Here is a 16,758-nt window from a genome sequence, read left to right on the forward strand (position 1 = left end):
GGTTACATTATTGGTTGTGGAGGTGAGAAAGATGAGTAAAAAACAACAAGGTTATAACAAGGCAACTTCTGGTGCTAGCATTCAAAGTACAAATGCTAGTTATGGTACAGAGTTTGCGACTGAAACAAATGTACAAGCAGTAAAACAAGCAAACGCACAATCAGAAGCAAAGAAAGCACAAGCTTCTGGTGCACAAAGTGCAAACGCTAGCTATGGTACAGAATTTGCAACTGAAACAGACGTGCATGCTGTGAAAAAACAAAATGCTAAGTCAGCTGCAAAACAATCACAATCTTCTAGTTCAAACGAGTAATGAAAGAAAAACACTTCTCCAATTCGAGAGAAGTGTTTTCTTTGTGTGTGGATCTTTGTAATGAAAAGAAAATGAACGACATAACTTCTAATAAGTCAACAAATGTAGTCAAAGGAAAAGGAAGTTAACAATTAGAAATATGTAATTAGGAATAATAACTGATGAATAAGTCCAAAGGGGGTAAGTAATGAACGATTTTGATAAGTTGGTAGGGGAGCAATTAGAAACGATGGATGAGTTGTTAAAGTTACAAGCACATCTAGAGAAGTATCAACAAATTGAAATGAATGAAAAAGATATGTGCGATAAAAAGGAACTGCATTTTATCCGTCAGGAAATATATAGAACAGAAGTAGCGTTGAAGATGTTACATGAGAAATTTGAAGAACAAACAAATAGTGTAATCCAATCTTTTGCAACTGAAAAAATGATTTCAAATTTAGGATAAGATATATCATTGTCTCAGGTGAAAAGTCCTTCAAATAGAGAAGGGCTTTTTTTATTACATGTCCTCGTTTATCCCGCTATTTGCCGGGCAGTAAGACCCCCACCTCAAAATTCAGCGAAAGCAAAGAAGTTAGGTGGGGGGCGGGCTGCCCGTAAAAGCCCGATTGGTGAGGGCTGATTAAAGTTTCACTTTATAAATAATACAATACAATCCTTGTTTCCTGAGAAGATTGGGGATTATTGTATTCAACGATAAACCTCCTGTATATTCAGTGTGGAAAATAGAGTCTTATCCCTTTAGTTTTAAAATTTTGACAAAAAAGTTATAATAGAAAAAAAGTGAATGCCGTTCAAAGGGCATTTGCAGTTGAAAGAAGGGAGCATATATGGGATTTCCCAAAGAAGGAGAAAAAGTACAAATACATAGTTATAAACATAATGGCTCCATTCATAGAATGTGGGAAGAAACAACAATTTTAAAAGGGACACAGAGTCTTGTGATCGGAGCGAATGATCGTACAGTAGTTACAGAATCAGATGGTCGAACATGGATTACGCGCGAACCAGCAATTTGTTATTTTCATGCTAACTATTGGTTTAATGTGATTGGGATGCTTAGGGAGGATGGCGTATATTATTATTGCAATTTAAGCTCACCTTTTGCGTATGATTCTGAAGCATTAAAGTATATTGATTATGATTTAGATATTAAAGTGTATCCAGATATGACATATACGCTTCTAGATGAAGATGAGTATGAAAAACATAGTCAAATTATGCAGTATCCACCTGTTATAGATACAATTTTAAAACGAAATGTAGCACATTTAACACAGTGGATTCATCAAAGAAAAGGTCCATTCGCACCAGATTTCGTAGATATGTGGTATGAACGATATTTAATGTACAGAAATTAAAACAAACCTGCAGGGAATTTCCCGGCAGGTTTGTCCTATTAGAGGGGGGATTATGTGCAGGGCATAAAAAGATATTTACAATTTGTTAAACCATATCGATGGCTTATTGCTATTACAATTATTATTGGACTAGTTAAGTTCGGTATTCCACTTATTATGCCGTGGTTATTAAAGTATATTATCGATGATGTAATTCAAGGGGCGGGTTCACTTCAAGATAAAACATCTCAATTAATAACAGCGATTGGAATTGCTTTTTTTATTTTTGCGGTATTAAGACCACCGATTGAATATTATCGTCAATATTTCGCGCAACGTATCGCAAATACAATACTGTATGATTTGCGGAAGCATATTTTCGGTCACTTACAAAAGTTAAGCTTACGTTATTATTCGAATACGAAAACAGGGGAGATTATTTCACGGGTCATCCATGATGTAGAACAAACGAAAGATTTTGTAATTACAGGTTTGATGAACGTCTGGTTAGATACTGCAACAATTGCTATCGCTATCATTGTTATGTTTTCTATGAATATAAAATTAACATTTGTTGCGTTATTGATTTTACCTATTTATGTAATAGCAGTGAAATATTTTTTCGGACGTCTTCGGAAATTGACGAAAGAGCGTTCACAAGCGTTAGCGACGATGCAAGGGTATTTGCATGAACGTATTCAAGGAATGCAAGTGACACGTAGCTTTGCGTTAGAAGAGTATGAGGGGAAGCAGTTTGAAAAAAGAAATAATGAATTTTTAACGAAAGCATTAAACCATACAAGTTGGACGGCGAGAACATTTTCGGCAGTAAATACGTTAACCGATTTAGGTCCGTTACTTGTGATTGGTTTTGCAGCATATGAAGTAATTCAGGGGCAGTTAACGCTAGGGACGATGGTAGCCTTTGTTGGATATATGGATAGTTTATATAGTCCGCTTCGCCGCCTTGTTAATTCATCTACAACATTGACACAATCTTTTGCATCGATGGATCGTGTGTTTGAACTGTTAGATGAAAAATACGATATTGTTAATGTGCCAAATGCGATACAAACGGAAAAATTAAATGGAGAAATTGTATTTGATAATGTTTCTTTTCGTTATAATGCAGATGAAAAAGAGATATTACACAACTTGTCATTAACTATGCAGTCTGGAGAGAAAGTAGCGCTTGTAGGAGCGAGTGGAGGAGGGAAGTCATCTCTTGCTAGTTTGATCCCGCGTTTCTATGATGTTTCTGAAGGCACGGTTTATGTAGATGGCATAGATGTAAGGAAGTATAATATGAGAAATTTACGTAGTAATATTGGAATTGTACTGCAAGATAATTTATTGTTTAGCGATACAATTGAAGCTAATATTTTATATGGAAATCCGAAAGCTACAGAGAAAGAAGTGATTGCAGCTGCCAAAGCTGCGCAAATTCATGACTTTATTATAGATTTACCAGATGGTTATAATACTGTCGTTGGAGAACGTGGTGTGAAGCTATCGGGTGGGCAAAGGCAACGCGTGGCAATTGCACGCGTATTTCTAAAGAATCCGTCGGTACTTATATTGGATGAAGCAACTTCGGCTTTAGATTTAGAAAATGAAAGGTATATTCAAGAGGCGCTTCAGACGTTAGCTGCTGACCGGACAACGATTATAATTGCACATCGATTAGCGACAATTACGCATGTTGATACGATCATTTACATTGAAGACGGTCAGATTAAAGAAACCGGTTCTCATGAAGAGTTAATGCGAAAAAGAGGATTTTATTATAATTTATATCAACTTCAACATATAACAGAAACAGCTCCTTTAGCATAAAAGGAGCTGCTTTTTTATTCGTCTTCTTTTTTATCATCGATTTGGAGTTCTTTTTCTGGTTTATGGTATGTGTAGAAGCTATCTACAAGTAAATCTAAATGCTCTACTTCTTCACTATAGTTAATGATGGAAGAAATAAGAGGGAAGAGATGTAACCATGTTTTATATGCTTCTTCATCGTCCTTGTTTTGATATTCCATAAAGATATCAATTAATTCTTGTTTACCTGTTTCAACTTCATCAAGCATTTCAACTGATTGTTGTTTTTTTGCTTTACCAATGAATTTTAATAAAACTTGTTCATGATAATGCGTTAATGAATCAAGTTCGTTTTGGATAGATTCCTGAAATTCTTCCGGCATGTAGCGTAGTTCATTTTCAGTACGGTGTAATGATTTTAACGTACTTAAAGCACGGCTTGTTGTCGCTAACATTTGTCTGAATAAAACGAGCTTACGAATTTTTGCGAACTTTACTTTTTTCGTGTAGCTTCTTTCTTCTTTATACAGCAAATAGTAATGATTTAGTTTGATCATTTTTTCTTTCATACGATCAATATCAGTTTTTAGCGTTGTAAAATCAGAAGCCTGCCTGCTATTCATTCGAATCCATTTTACAATTTCTTCTGTATTATCAACGATACGATGATAAAGTTTTGTTTCATATTTCGGCGGCATAAATACTAAATTTACAAGTGAAGCCGCAATAATACCAATCATAATTGTCGCAAATCGAAGTAAGGCAAAACTAAAGAAGTCTTCGCCTTGATACTCCATAATGGCGATAACTGTTACTAAAGCAATTGATATTGTGTTTTCTAATCGTAATTGCAGTGTAAGAGCAATTACTAATATACATGTTAATCCAATAATAAAAGGATTATGTCCAAAAGCAGTAGCAAATGCGATAGCAAATATCGCACCGATTACATTTGCTTGAATCTGTTCAAGTGCGGTTAAATAAGAACGGTATACAGACGGTTGAACAGCAAAGATAGCTGAAATTCCCGCAAATACCGGACTCGGTAATTGAAGTAAAATACAAGCAAATAAAGCTAACGTGATGGCAATACCCGTTTTTAAAATGCGAGCACCAAGTTTCATACCCTTAATAAGATCCTTTCTCTTGTCATAATGAATGTACAACATGATACTATACATTCATTACAATATGTTAGCAAGTGATATTTTAGTGACGTTAAAAGAAATTAGTATTCATTTTATCCGGCTAATTGTGAACAGTAAGATTCCCGCCTCTAAATTCAGTAGCTGGATGCCGGTAAACGCTCAATTGCTGTAGGCTAATTAAAGTTTCACTTTATAATTTTTCCTAATTTCTTTTAAACATCAGTTTTTAGTAAAAAGACCTGCTGAATTTCAGCAGGTCTCAAATTGTTACTATAGATTACTATGAGAAGTGTACTTCGTCAATTTTTTCTTAATAATGAAAATTACTCATGTTACTCTGTTGAGATAGATGGATCTGCCTGTTCTTTTTTTGGGATAATTTCAAAAAACTGGTTCTGTATATCATCTAATAATGGGGTTAACAAAGCAACTTCCTCATATTGCTCATGCTCGTTTAGTACACGAATATAGTCTAGCAATAATTCAGTTACATCTTTCAAACCATTTTTACTAATTGATTGTAATGTAACATTTGCCCCTTTTGCAATTCTTCTTTTTAAGGCCTGTTCTGTTAAGCCTAAGTTTGAATCATGACGCAAATAAACAACACCGCCAGTCATGCCAGCGCAAATCCATGGACCAGGGTCACCTAAAACAAGCGCTCGCCCATTTGTCATATATTCAAAAGCAAAACCTTTAATATTGGAGTATGCACCTATATTTCCTTGCTCTTTTTCACGGAGTGGTTTTGTTATTCTACCTCCAATGATCATGTCTGCCCCAGAAAGGCGAATGCCAGCACGAGCATCAGCGTTCCCTTGCACGTATAGTGCCCCTTTTTGTGCCCCATATCCAAATCCTTTTCCGACAGAACCGTTATAATATACTCCGTCTTTTCCTTTTGATTTCGTTATATAAATACCACCACCAAAGGAAGTTTTACCAATGCCATCTTGTGCGCCGCCATTTACGTGTATAAATAAATTTTCACTATTGTAAGCACCTAACCCATTTCCAGGGATAGAACCATTCGTATACTTTAATGTAAGTGGTTCAAGTTGAGTAGCTTCATATAGTTTACTGCGAACGCGATAACATGATTCTAGACCGCCCATAACGCGTTGCTCTACACCAACGCCTACTAATTCTTTTGAGTCAGCGGAATGAACTGTTTTAAATTGTTTTTCTGGTACGTCTTTTGTTGTTGTAACAGATGGATGTTCTATTATTTGTAGTAAATTACATAAGTTTAATAAATTTTCGCCCCGAACTTGCTCTAATAAATCAGAACGCCCGACAATTGCTTGTAAATTTGTATACCCAAGCTGTCCTGTTAATCGTTTTAGTTCTACACCGAAAGAGGTGAATAAATTTAGCAGGCCAGCAACTGCGCTTTCTAATTCGCGTGGGACGAAGCGGCGTAATCCATGTTCTTTTGCCTGTGCTTCAGACTCAATTTGTGTCGCAATTCCAACATGGCAAGTATCTAGATGGCACCCACGGCAAGTAGTACAGCCGATTGCAATCATTGACAGTGTGCCAAATCCAATACGGTTTGCTCCGAGGAGCATGATTTTCAAGGCATCATTTACACTTCGAATACCACCATCTGCCCAAATCTCTACTTTATGTCTCATGCTCGCTTCTAATAAAGCGTTGTGAGCGGCTTTAACACCAATTTCTACAGGAAGACCTACATGTTGCAAGGCGTGAATACGTGCAGCACCTGTTCCACCATCGAATCCGCTAATGTTAATAAAATCAGCACCAGCTTTGGCGATACCGACAGCAATTGTTCCGATATTAGGAACAACAGGGACTTTCACGGCTACTTTGGCAAGTTGATTAGCTGTTTTAATTTCCGTAATCATTTGAGCTAAATCTTCAATTGAATAAATATCATGGTTGTTAGAAGGTGAAATTAAATCTGAGCCGATTGTCGCATTACGTGCTTCAGCGATTTTGGCTGTCACTTTTGAACCAGGTAAATGCCCACCTTCACCAGGCTTTGCGCCTTGACCGATTTTGATTTCAATTAAATTCGATGAGTTTAGTAGTTCGGCATTTACTCCAAATCGCCCAGATGCCACTTGTTGTCCGCGTGTATGTGGGTATTTCCCGATCATATCTTTAATTTCGCCGCCTTCACCGTTCAAGCTAATCATATTTAGCTGATCGGCCGCTTCTGCATATGCGCGAAAGGCAATTTCGTTTTGAGAACCAAATGACATAGAACTAATAATAAATGGTAAATTATGATTTTGAATGCCGATAGATACTTCTTCAGTTGGAACGACATGTTTTGTTTGTTTCGTTTGAACAAGGTGTCTGATTGCGATTGGATTATTCTCTTCTAGTTCACTTAACTTGTCACGGTAGTCATCATAAGGATTTCCTTTTGCAACATCGCCGATTGCTTTCCAAATTCGCGGGAATATATGAAATGATTTTCGCATTCTAATTTTAGGATTGTTATAATCCTCTGCTCGTATTTTTGCATCTTCAGCAAGTGATTCAAGTGAAAAAGCTAAATCATTTGAACCGAAGAAATTTGTGATTTGTAATATATTTGCAATTTCCTCATGTAACCCAATAGATGAATAGAGACGTCCGTAACCACGTAACTCATGAATTCCAATTGTTGAAATGACTTTTTCTAATCCTTTATTAAGTGCATTATACAGATTCGTAATTGGTGTTTTTGTTCCATCACTTACAGTCGCGAATAATAAATATGGATTAATACTATCTGCTCCTAATCCATATAGCGTGACAATGTCATGTAAGGAGCGAAGGGCACCAGAACGTATAACGAGAGAACAATTGCGGCGTAATTTATTTTCACTTAATTCTTGATGTACTTTCGCGGTAACTAAATGTGGATCAATCCACAAGCGTTCATTTAGATGGGCTTTTGCGTCATCTAATACTAGTAGGGAAGCACCATTGTTAACAGCAGCTATCGCTTCAGAACTAATGCGGCTTAATGCACATTGCAGGGTTTCTGACGAGCTGAATGTAGCAGAGATTGTGGCAATAGAGTTATGAGTCCTAAATAACGCTGTGAGTTGTTCGTACGTAATTGTGTGTAATTCCTCTGCAATAGGTTGTGCCACGCTGCCTTCTAAAATAATTGGTGAAAGCATTTCAACTACAAATGGCCGTTTTGCGCCGCTTAATAAACTTGGACGCTCTCCAAGTACAGTACGTGTAGAGAAGTGTTCAATTTCACGGTCACGGTCAATTGCTGGGTTTGTAACAACAGCTACACTTTCTTTAATAAAGTCAGCGATATTTCGTCTATCAGTATCAAGTGCGGCAAGTGGTGAGTCATGCCCAAGTGAGCGTATTGGTTCAACACCTTTTGTTGCCATCTGTTCAAGAAGCTGAATATGTTCTCGGTCCCATCCGAAAGCGACGTATTGTTTCGTTTCAACTTGAACAAAATCACATAGCCCTTGGATTTTTTGCGTTTCAGGGATAGATAAATTTAAATGATAATTGGTAGTATCAATTCGCTTTTTAAAACGGTTATATACTTGGATTTGATATTTGTCATATTCATAAAGAACAAGTTCATCTTGTTCATTCCATTTTAATCCGACCTTTTCTCCAGGGGCGAGTGGCTTTGGTTCTGCTACATATTTAGTTGGTGATACAACTCCAGGTTCAGAAGAGAAAATATAAGAGCTTTCTGTCTCTACTTTCCATACTGGGCGTAATCCAAGGGAATCAACGCTGAAAACAGCTTCATCTTTAAAACGGGAAATGATGCCAGCTGGTCCTTGTGCAAAATGTCCCCATGCTTCACGTATATACGTATATAAATCTTGTAAAGGTGTTTCATAAAGTTTAATTTCATTAATAATTGGTGGAAATAGTATTTCCATTGCTTCAAATAAACTGTAGTCGTATTGAACAAGTAGGGTTTCTAAAGTGCGGTTTAAATCTTGAGAGTCACTGCCTCCAGCAGTAAGTGGTACATCAATCATTTCAGCTTGATCGCGTAATTTTGCGATTGTGTTAATTTCACCATTATGTCCGAGAATACTAAATGGTTGTACACGAAAAAAATTAGATAATGTATTAGTAGAGTAGCGGTTATGTCCTAATGTCATAGTTGAAGCGATAAGTGGATGTTGTAAATCATTATAGTAGGCAACAAGTGTATCACCAGCACCTAGAACTTTATATACAACATGATCACGACTTAATGAAGCAACATGAATTGCTTCGTTTTCCTCTATTTTTATTGTGACAGAAAATAATGTTTGCTCAATATTTGTAATTTCATTTTCTGCGATAAGGGCAACTTGCCAAAATAAAGGTTCTTCTTGTTTACCGAGTGGACCGAGCGCATCTGAGTTTGTTACATCATCACTTTCGAAAATGATAGTAAAGTTTTTGTTGTTTAATTGCGTACGAATATAATCTTTTAAGGCAGTAATGTTTTCTTTTTTATTTAGAAAAAAATGTCCAACGATAAAGTGGGGATGATCCACAATCGTTGGATTATATCCACTACTTTTTAGTTTTTCATTCCAAAGCGTTTTTGGTACATCAATGTGAATGCCGATGCCATCGCCCTCGCCATTAATGAAACCAGCTCTATGATTCATTTTGACGAGTGATTGTATGCAAAGGTCAATGTTTTCTTTTGTAGGAATTTTTCGTTTCTCCATAACGGAAACGATTCCACACGCATCATGTTCTGCATTTCTATAATCTCGAAATAAAGACGGTGTCCATGTATTTGTTTTATTGAGCATCCGTCAATCCCCCCTCTTGTAAAAGTTAGAATAATCTTACTATTTAAGGTGTGAATCACCTTGTACACAGAGATAGTAATGATGTAAAAGAATATAAAACAGATAATTATGAATAATTATACTATTAATGTGGGATTTATGAAATAGAAAAAAGGAAAAAAGAAAGATGTGCTTTCTTTTTTCCTTTTAATGACGAGATTATTTGCTATCTGCTAAAGCAGCAAATGCTCTGCCTACAGCTTCAATTGTATATTCAATATCTTCTTTTGTATGTTCTGTCGTTAAGAACCATGCCTCGTATTTTGAAGGTGCTAAGTTAACTCCTTCTTGAAGCATTAGCTTGAAGAATTTACCGAACATTTCACCGTCTGTATCTTGTGCTGCATCGTAATCTTCAATTGTATTTGTTGTGAAGTATACAGTTAAAGCGCCTTTTAGACGGTTTAATGTAATATCGATATTATGTTTTGCAGCTTGCTCTAAAATTCCTTTTTCAAGCATGGCACCAAGTTCATCTAATTTCTCATAAAGTCCTTCTTGTTGAAGAACTTCTAGACAAGCAATACCAGATGCCATAGAAGCAGGATTTCCTGCCATTGTACCTGCTTGATATGCAGGGCCAAGCGGAGCAACTTGTTCCATAATTTCTTTCTTACCACCGTAAGCACCGATTGGAAGTCCGCCGCCAATAACTTTACCAAGAGCTGTTAAGTCTGGTGTTACGCCAAGTAAATCTTGAGCACCACCGTACATGAAGCGGAAAGCGGTAATAACTTCATCATAAATTACTAGTGCGCCAGCTTCATGAACAAGTTCATTCACTTTCTCAAGGAATCCAGGTTTTGGCTCTACAATACCGAAGTTTCCAACAATCGGTTCTACAAGAATAGCCGCTACTTCATGTCCCCATTTATCTAACGCTTCTTTTAAAGTTTCTACATTATTAAATGGAACAGTAATAACTTCTTGAGCGATACTTTGTGGTACGCCGGCTGAGTCAGGTGTTCCTAGTGTAGAAGGACCAGATCCAGCTGCTACAAGTACTAAATCAGAATGACCGTGGTAACAACCAGCAAATTTCATGATTTTTGTGCGGCCTGTGTAAGCACGAGCAACACGAATTGTCGTCATTACTGCTTCAGTACCAGAGTTTACAAAGCGTACTTTATCTAAAGCAGGCATTGCCTCTTTTAACATTTTTGCAAATTTTACTTCTAGCGCTGTTGGTGTTCCGTAAAGTACACCATTTTCAGCAGCTGTTGTAATTGCTTTTGTGATGTGCGGGTGAGCATGTCCAGTAATAATAGGACCGTATGCTGCTAAATAATCGATATATTTATTTCCGTCTACATCCCAGAAATAAGCACCTTTTCCACGTTCCATAGCAACAGGAGCGCCACCGCCAACTGCTTTAAAAGAACGAGAAGGACTATTAACGCCGCCAACGATATGTTCTAAAGCTTCTTTATGTAATGCTTCTGATTTTGTGAATTTCACTACCATTCATCTCCTTACAAAAATCTATGTATTATTCTAACATGTTTTTCGAAAAGACGTATTGTTTGTGATAGAGAAGGCAGTTGGGTAAACTATTCGTTGTGACATTTAGGAGGGGGGTCCGATTATGAAATCGGTAATTGAGGTACAAGGGTTACGTAAAGAATTTACAGCCTATTCAAGTCGTCCGGGTTTAAAGGGTGCATTTCGCGATTTATTAAATCGTAATTATAAAATAGTACCAGCAGTAAATGATGTATCTTTTACTGTAAAACAAGGTGAGATGGTTGGTTATATCGGTGAGAACGGTGCTGGTAAATCAACAACAATTAAAATGCTTACGGGGATTTTGACTCCGACATCAGGAGAGATTTTAGTAAATGGGATGAACCCACATAAGCAGAGAGAAGAATTTGTAAGAACCATTGGTGTTGTTTTCGGTCAACGTTCACAACTTTGGTGGGATATTGCTGTACAAGAATCTTTTCGTTTATTAAAAAAAGTGTACGGTGTATCAGACGCTCAGTATAAAGAGCATATGGAACACGTGATTGAAACGTTAGATATTGGTCCTTTATTAGATAAGCCAGTTCGAAAGTTATCTCTAGGTCAAAGAATGCGTTGTGAATTAGCGGCAGCATTAATTCATAACCCACCGTTATTATTTTTAGATGAACCAACAATTGGGCTAGATGTACTTGTGAAATTGAAAATACGTGAATTTTTAAAAGAAATGAATGAACGTTATAAAACAACAATTTTATTAACAACCCATGATATTACTGATATTGAAGCATTATGTGAGCGTGTTATCATGCTGGATGAAGGAAATATTATGTATGACGGTTCTTTAAATAATCTTCGTACGCAGTGGGGAGCAGAGAAGGAAATACATTTTCAGTTTATTGCACCAGTTTCCTATCAGGCTTTATCAATGGTTATGCCAGATAGTCATGTCGTTTGGTCGAAAGCGAAAGAGGAAAACGCGTGGGTTGCAAAAATACCGAATGAAGAAGTTATTATTTCAATGCTTATTTCTAAAGTAGTACAAGCCTTTCAAATTAAAGATTTAAAAATTAATGAAGTGTCTACAGAGGAAATTATTCGTAACATTTATGAAGAAGGTATTAAACATGGGTAAGTATATTGAAATGATTCGAATTCGCTTTTTAATGATGCTTGCGTATCGCACAAATTATTATAGCGGGATTTTAATTTATACGATTAATATCGGTGCGTATTATTTTTTATGGCAAGCAATTTATAGCGGAAAAGAGAACATTGAAAGTTTATCTATTTCGCAAATGACTACGTATATCGCAATTGCGTGGATGGCACGTGCCTTTTATTTTAATAATATAGATAGGGAAATTGCGATGGAGATTCAAGAAGGACGTGTAGCGGTAGAACTGATTCGTCCATATAATTATTTAGGGATGAAAGTGATGCAAGGTCTTGGGGAAGGGATATTTCGTTTTGCATTTTTTTCAATTCCAGGTATGGTTATCGTTACGTTATTATTTTCATTGCAAATTACAACGAATTTTCAAACGTGGTTATATTTCTTCTTGTCTCTAATATTTAGTTTTATTATTAATACACAAATTAATTTAATGACGGGAATGCTCACGTTCTTCCTATTTAATAATAGTGGAATTATGTATGCAAAACGCGTTGTTATTGATTTATTTTCTGGTCTATTATTACCGATTAGTTTTTATCCGTTATGGGCCCAAAAGGCAATGATGTTTTTACCGTTTCAAGCCATTAGTTATATTCCGAGTATGATTTTTTCAGAAGGTATACAAGGAAATAAATTGTATGAGGCATTATTATTCCAAGTAATTTGGGCGATTGTCCTTATTATTCCAATTGTACTTATGTGGAGAACGGCGAGAAAACGTCTAATTGTACAAGGGGGATGATGAGATGATATATATAAAACTATTTTTGCAATATGCAAGCCAATATATAAAAACAAAATTGGAGTATCGGGGCGATTTTATCGTTGGATTACTTTCTGATTTATCACTACAGGCTGTTAATTTAATCTTTATTCTCGTTGTGTTTGGGCATACACAAGCATTAAAAGGCTGGAGTAGAGAAGAAGTAATCTTTATTTATGGTTTCTTTTTAGTGCCGTTTGCCATTTTCTCAGCTTTCTTTAACATATGGGACTTTAATGATCGTTACATTATTAAAGGGGAGATGGATCGTATATTAACGAGACCGATTCATAGCTTGTTTCAAATTATATTAGAAAGAATGGAACTTGAGTCTTTAATTGGGGCCATTACAGGAATGATTGTAATGGGATATGCAGCTGTAGAGTTACAATTATCTTTTTACTGGTATGATTTCTTCTTATTTATATTGATGGTAGGAGGAGGCGCACTTGTATATGGAGGGATATTTGTTACGCTTGCGAGCCTTGGTTTTTGGTCAGATGCGAAAAGTTCAATTATGCCCCTTATGTATAACATAGGTAATTACGGGCGCTATCCTGTTAATATTTATAATCGTGTAATTCGTTTCATTTTAACGTTTGTTTTACCGTTTGCGTTTGTTGGAGTATATCCAGCAGCATACTTTTTAAGAAAAACAGAATGGAATAGTTATGCATTCGCGACGCCAATTGTTGGTGTTATCTGTTTTACGATTGCAATCACTCTTTGGAATCAAGGGGTAAAAAGGTACCGTGGTGCTGGGAATTAATTATAGAAGCTTGTTTGTTTCTAAGGGATAAATCCAATGGTCGTCTCATACATATAAAATGAGGTGGAGGACATGTTATGGGGATTTATTCTATTACTTGCAGCAATCGCTATTTTGAAAAGTGTCCAATTATTATGGAGTTCCTATTCAGATTCAACGCGTTTTTTTTCGCTGTATAATTTGGCCACATTATTTTTAATCTATACAACAGTACTGATCGCGTTTGGATTAAGTTACGTTGTATTAGAGGAAATGGGTTTCGCAGTTTTGAAAGAGGACGGAGAAAGTTTGAACGCTCATTCTTTTCAACTCGTTGAAGTTTGTTTATATTTTAGCGCAGTTACTTTATTGTCTGTTGGATATGGTGACATATCTCCGATTGGAATTGGGCGATGGATTGCAATTGCAGAAGCGCTAATTGGATATACACTCCCTTTTGCTTTTGTGATGAGGTCTGTAATAGACAATGAAAAATAAGGAAGCATTTGTTATAGTAAAGGAAAAGAGTAGGAGTGATAACTATGATTACAGTAGGAGAAATGGCACCAGAATTCACATTAGAGGGAAGTAACGGAGAAGAAGTTAGCCTAGCTGATTTCCGCGGTAAAAATGTAGTTCTCTATTTTTACCCGAAAGATATGACGCCAGGATGTACAACTGAAGCATGTGATTTTCGTGATGCGTATGGAGTATTTCAAGAGAAGGATACGGTTATTCTTGGAGTAAGTCCTGATTCAGCGAATAGACATTTGAAATTCATTGAGAAACATGAATTGCCATTTACACTTTTAGTAGATGAAGATCATAAAGTAGCAGAGTTATATGATGTTTGGAAGCTGAAAAAGAACTTTGGGAAAGAGTATATGGGAATCGAGCGTTCTACATTCCTTATTAATAAAGATGGTGAACTTGTGAAAGAGTGGCGTAAAGTGAAAGTGAAAGGACATATTGAGGATGTTCTTTCTTATATAAAATAAATCTATAGTGGAGATAAAATATGCAGAAACAAGGCAAGTGTCTATACATATTTTACTGCCTTACATAAAGTGGAAGTGTAGGGCATACCTCCTCAGATGATAGTATTCCAAGTGCGATTATGTCGCACTTTTTTCTATGTAATATATGAAGAAAAAGGGAAAGATACATAAAAACAAGCCCTGAATATAAAAATAAACCACATACTTATAGTAGAAATATTGACGATTTATAAGAAAAGGAGTACACTCTTTATAAGAATTATAAAATAATAATCCGTATAGAATCGGGGTGCATGACGGTGGTCAAAGAAGAATTAAAAGAAGCGCTAGAAATGCTGAAAAATACGGGTGTACGCATTACTCCACAGCGTCATGCTATTTTAGAGTACCTTGTGGAATCAATGACGCACCCAACAGCGGATGACATTTATAAAGCATTAGAAGGTAAGTTTCCAAATATGAGTGTTGCAACTGTCTATAATAACTTACGTGTATTTAAAGAGGTTGGACTTGTAAAGGAATTAACTTATGGAGACGCTTCAAGTAGATTTGATTATGTTACAAGTCAACATTATCATGTGATTTGTGAAAAATGTGGTAAGATTGTTGATTTTCCTTATGGAGGTTTGGAACAACTTGAAGAGGAAGCTGCAAAAACGACAGGCTTCGTTATTAATAGTCATCGCTTAGAAATTTATGGCGTTTGTCCAGAGTGTCATAAGGCGTAATATATAATAAAGAAAGAGGCTGACGGCTATACGTCAGCCTCTTTCTTTATTATATAAGGATTAGCGTGAGGTTAATCGGGATTTACAGTGCTAAGTTAGTGAGAAGGGTTAGATAAAAGTTTGTCGAATTTACTTTGTATTGGTGGAAATGAATTCTTGGAGGGGACATTTTGAAGAAATATGAGATTAAAAGTGACATTCCAACATTGGAAGAATATAAATATTTATGTGATTCTGTGGGATGGACTAATTATATGAACTTTGAGGTGGCGGAAATATCACTTCAAAATTCGATTTACTGTATAACAGTCAAGGATAATAATCAAATCATCGGCATGGGGAGAATTGTTGGTGATGGGGCTATCTATTTCTATATTCAAGATATAGTGGTTCATCCAGAGTATCAAAAGAATGGTATTGGAAAGAAAATAATGAATACTTTAGTAGAATACTTAAATCAGAATGCTCCAGATAAAGCATTCATTGGTTTGTTTGCGTCGCAAGGTAAAACGTCATTCTACGAAAAATATGATTTTAAAGATTATTCGCCTAACATGACAGGGATGTTTACTGTTATTTCGAAAAAATAGGTGTAATAAATTTAATAAAACAATTAAAAAGTTGATTTCTTAAGAAATCAACTTTTTAATGAGTTGAAACGTTTGTAGTGTTGCAAACTCGTATTTCCCTTGATACTTATGATTTATAACTCTTCTTATTATACTTTTCATCAAATTCTTTTCCTTCTAGATCTCGATCTAGTGTTAAAGGTTGATTGCAGTGCATACATGCATCGACACGGCCGAGCATTTTTGTTGGCTTATCACAGCTTGGACAAATAATTTGGATAGTCTTAGTAGATAACATACCAATCCAAAAGTAAACGACAGTGCTAGCGATAACAGCTAAAAAGCCAACCATCATAAACGTTGTCATAACAATAATGTTTTCGCGGAAAAAGACACCTAAGTATGCAATGAAGAGGCCGATAAATACTAAACTTAATGCAAAGGTCCGGATTTTATTGATTTTGTTTGAATACTTAATGCTCATTCTCACCACACTCCTATAATAATAATATAACATAAAATTTAGAATTTTCACTCTCGTGTAAATTGATAAAGGGATAAGATATGAAATGGATAGGAGGGGAGCCATGAAGAATGAATGGGTGCTATAATGATTTTTACAGCGATTTTTAAGTTTTTAACGGGATGTGAAATTTTTTTGTAAAAAGTATTGACCCTGTATATACTGCATGATATATTAATAACCGTCGCTGATGCGGAAACGCAGAAAACGACAAAAAAGAAATTGAAAAACTTAGTTGACATTGAAAAATGAAGATGTTAACATAAGGAAGTCGCAAATGAGCGACCAAGTAGTTCTTTGAAAACTGAACGAAACAAACAACGTGAAACGTCAATTTTTATTTTTAGATGCTAGACAAACT

Annotated in this window: 15 protein-coding genes; 11 read left to right on the forward strand and 4 right to left on the reverse strand. The window is 35.9% G+C overall.

Annotated elements, in window-relative coordinates; genetic code table 11:
- The first annotated feature begins 31 nt into the window (after positions 1 to 31).
- The 4 genes from MR167_RS26250 (at position 32) to MR167_RS26265 (ending at position 3,492) form a co-directional block, all read left to right on the forward strand.
- A complete protein-coding gene (locus MR167_RS26250; protein ID WP_000039034.1) occupies positions 32 to 313 on the forward strand; it encodes a gamma-type small acid-soluble spore protein in 282 nt (93 codons plus the stop codon).
- 187 nt (positions 314 to 500) lie between these two features.
- Entirely contained in the window at positions 501 to 761 is a 261-nt protein-coding gene (locus MR167_RS26255) for a YgaB family protein (protein WP_000997574.1), read from the forward strand.
- Between the two features lie 385 nt (positions 762 to 1,146).
- Positions 1,147 to 1,677, forward strand: a complete 531-nt coding sequence (ntdP, locus tag MR167_RS26260; RefSeq protein WP_000506625.1) for a nucleoside tri-diphosphate phosphatase — start codon at positions 1,147 to 1,149, stop codon at positions 1,675 to 1,677.
- A gap of 54 nt (positions 1,678 to 1,731) precedes the next feature.
- Positions 1,732 to 3,492 carry an ABC transporter ATP-binding protein gene (locus MR167_RS26265; RefSeq protein ID WP_001161591.1) on the forward strand — a complete coding sequence of 587 codons (1,761 nt, stop codon included), beginning with the start codon at positions 1,732 to 1,734 and terminating at the stop codon, positions 3,490 to 3,492.
- 14 nt (positions 3,493 to 3,506) lie between these two features.
- On the opposite strand, the gene MR167_RS26270 is transcribed toward MR167_RS26265, so the two are convergent.
- The 3 genes from MR167_RS26270 to hemL all read right to left on the reverse strand — a co-directional run bounded on the left by MR167_RS26270 (position 3,507) and on the right by hemL (position 10,891).
- Positions 3,507 to 4,595: an aromatic acid exporter family protein gene (locus MR167_RS26270; protein ID WP_000765787.1), complete on the reverse strand. Its 1,089-nt coding sequence runs from the start codon at positions 4,593 to 4,595 to the stop codon at positions 3,507 to 3,509.
- 356 nt (positions 4,596 to 4,951) lie between these two features.
- Positions 4,952 to 9,388, reverse strand: a complete 4,437-nt coding sequence (locus MR167_RS26275) for a glutamate synthase-related protein (RefSeq protein ID WP_000933013.1) — start codon at positions 9,386 to 9,388, stop codon at positions 4,952 to 4,954.
- A 198-nt stretch (positions 9,389 to 9,586) separates the two neighbouring features.
- Entirely contained in the window at positions 9,587 to 10,891 is a 1,305-nt protein-coding gene (hemL, locus tag MR167_RS26280; RefSeq protein ID WP_000260533.1) for a glutamate-1-semialdehyde-2,1-aminomutase, read from the reverse strand.
- Between the two features lie 121 nt (positions 10,892 to 11,012).
- Here hemL and MR167_RS26285 point away from each other — a divergent pair, with 121 nt between their 5' ends.
- The 7 genes from MR167_RS26285 to MR167_RS26315 all read left to right on the forward strand — a co-directional run bounded on the left by MR167_RS26285 (position 11,013) and on the right by MR167_RS26315 (position 15,895).
- Positions 11,013 to 12,026: an ABC transporter ATP-binding protein gene (locus tag MR167_RS26285; RefSeq protein WP_000843649.1), complete on the forward strand. Its 1,014-nt coding sequence runs from the start codon at positions 11,013 to 11,015 to the stop codon at positions 12,024 to 12,026.
- Positions 12,019 to 12,810: an ABC transporter permease gene (locus MR167_RS26290; protein ID WP_000521515.1), complete on the forward strand. Its 792-nt coding sequence runs from the start codon at positions 12,019 to 12,021 to the stop codon at positions 12,808 to 12,810. Before MR167_RS26285 ends, MR167_RS26290 begins: the two co-directional genes overlap by 8 nt.
- 4 nt (positions 12,811 to 12,814) lie before the next feature.
- Positions 12,815 to 13,600, forward strand: coding sequence for an ABC transporter permease (locus MR167_RS26295; RefSeq protein ID WP_000639350.1), 786 nt, complete (start codon positions 12,815 to 12,817; stop codon positions 13,598 to 13,600).
- 72 nt (positions 13,601 to 13,672) lie between these two features.
- Complete coding sequence (locus tag MR167_RS26300; RefSeq protein ID WP_000964360.1) at positions 13,673 to 14,077, forward strand: potassium channel family protein; 405 nt, start codon at positions 13,673 to 13,675, stop codon at positions 14,075 to 14,077.
- A gap of 44 nt (positions 14,078 to 14,121) precedes the next feature.
- The gene (gene bcp / locus MR167_RS26305) at positions 14,122 to 14,577 is read left to right on the forward strand and encodes a thioredoxin-dependent thiol peroxidase (protein WP_000633711.1); all 456 of its coding nucleotides are present in this window, start codon (positions 14,122 to 14,124) and stop codon (positions 14,575 to 14,577) included.
- 299 nt (positions 14,578 to 14,876) lie between these two features.
- Complete coding sequence (gene perR / locus MR167_RS26310) at positions 14,877 to 15,305, forward strand: peroxide-responsive transcriptional repressor PerR (RefSeq protein WP_000237831.1); 429 nt, start codon at positions 14,877 to 14,879, stop codon at positions 15,303 to 15,305.
- Positions 15,306 to 15,475: 170 nt separating this feature from the next.
- Complete coding sequence (locus MR167_RS26315; protein WP_000759743.1) at positions 15,476 to 15,895, forward strand: GNAT family N-acetyltransferase; 420 nt, start codon at positions 15,476 to 15,478, stop codon at positions 15,893 to 15,895.
- 106 nt (positions 15,896 to 16,001) lie between these two features.
- Here the strand turns inward: MR167_RS26315 and MR167_RS26320 are convergent, their stop codons facing one another.
- Positions 16,002 to 16,358, reverse strand: a complete 357-nt coding sequence (locus tag MR167_RS26320) for a YgzB family protein (RefSeq protein ID WP_000025067.1) — start codon at positions 16,356 to 16,358, stop codon at positions 16,002 to 16,004.
- Positions 16,359 to 16,758 lie beyond the last annotated feature (400 nt).

This window comes from Bacillus cereus group sp. BfR-BA-01355 (genome assembly GCF_022663675.1).
In the GTDB taxonomy this organism is placed as follows: domain Bacteria; phylum Bacillota; class Bacilli; order Bacillales; family Bacillaceae_G; genus Bacillus_A; species Bacillus_A thuringiensis_S.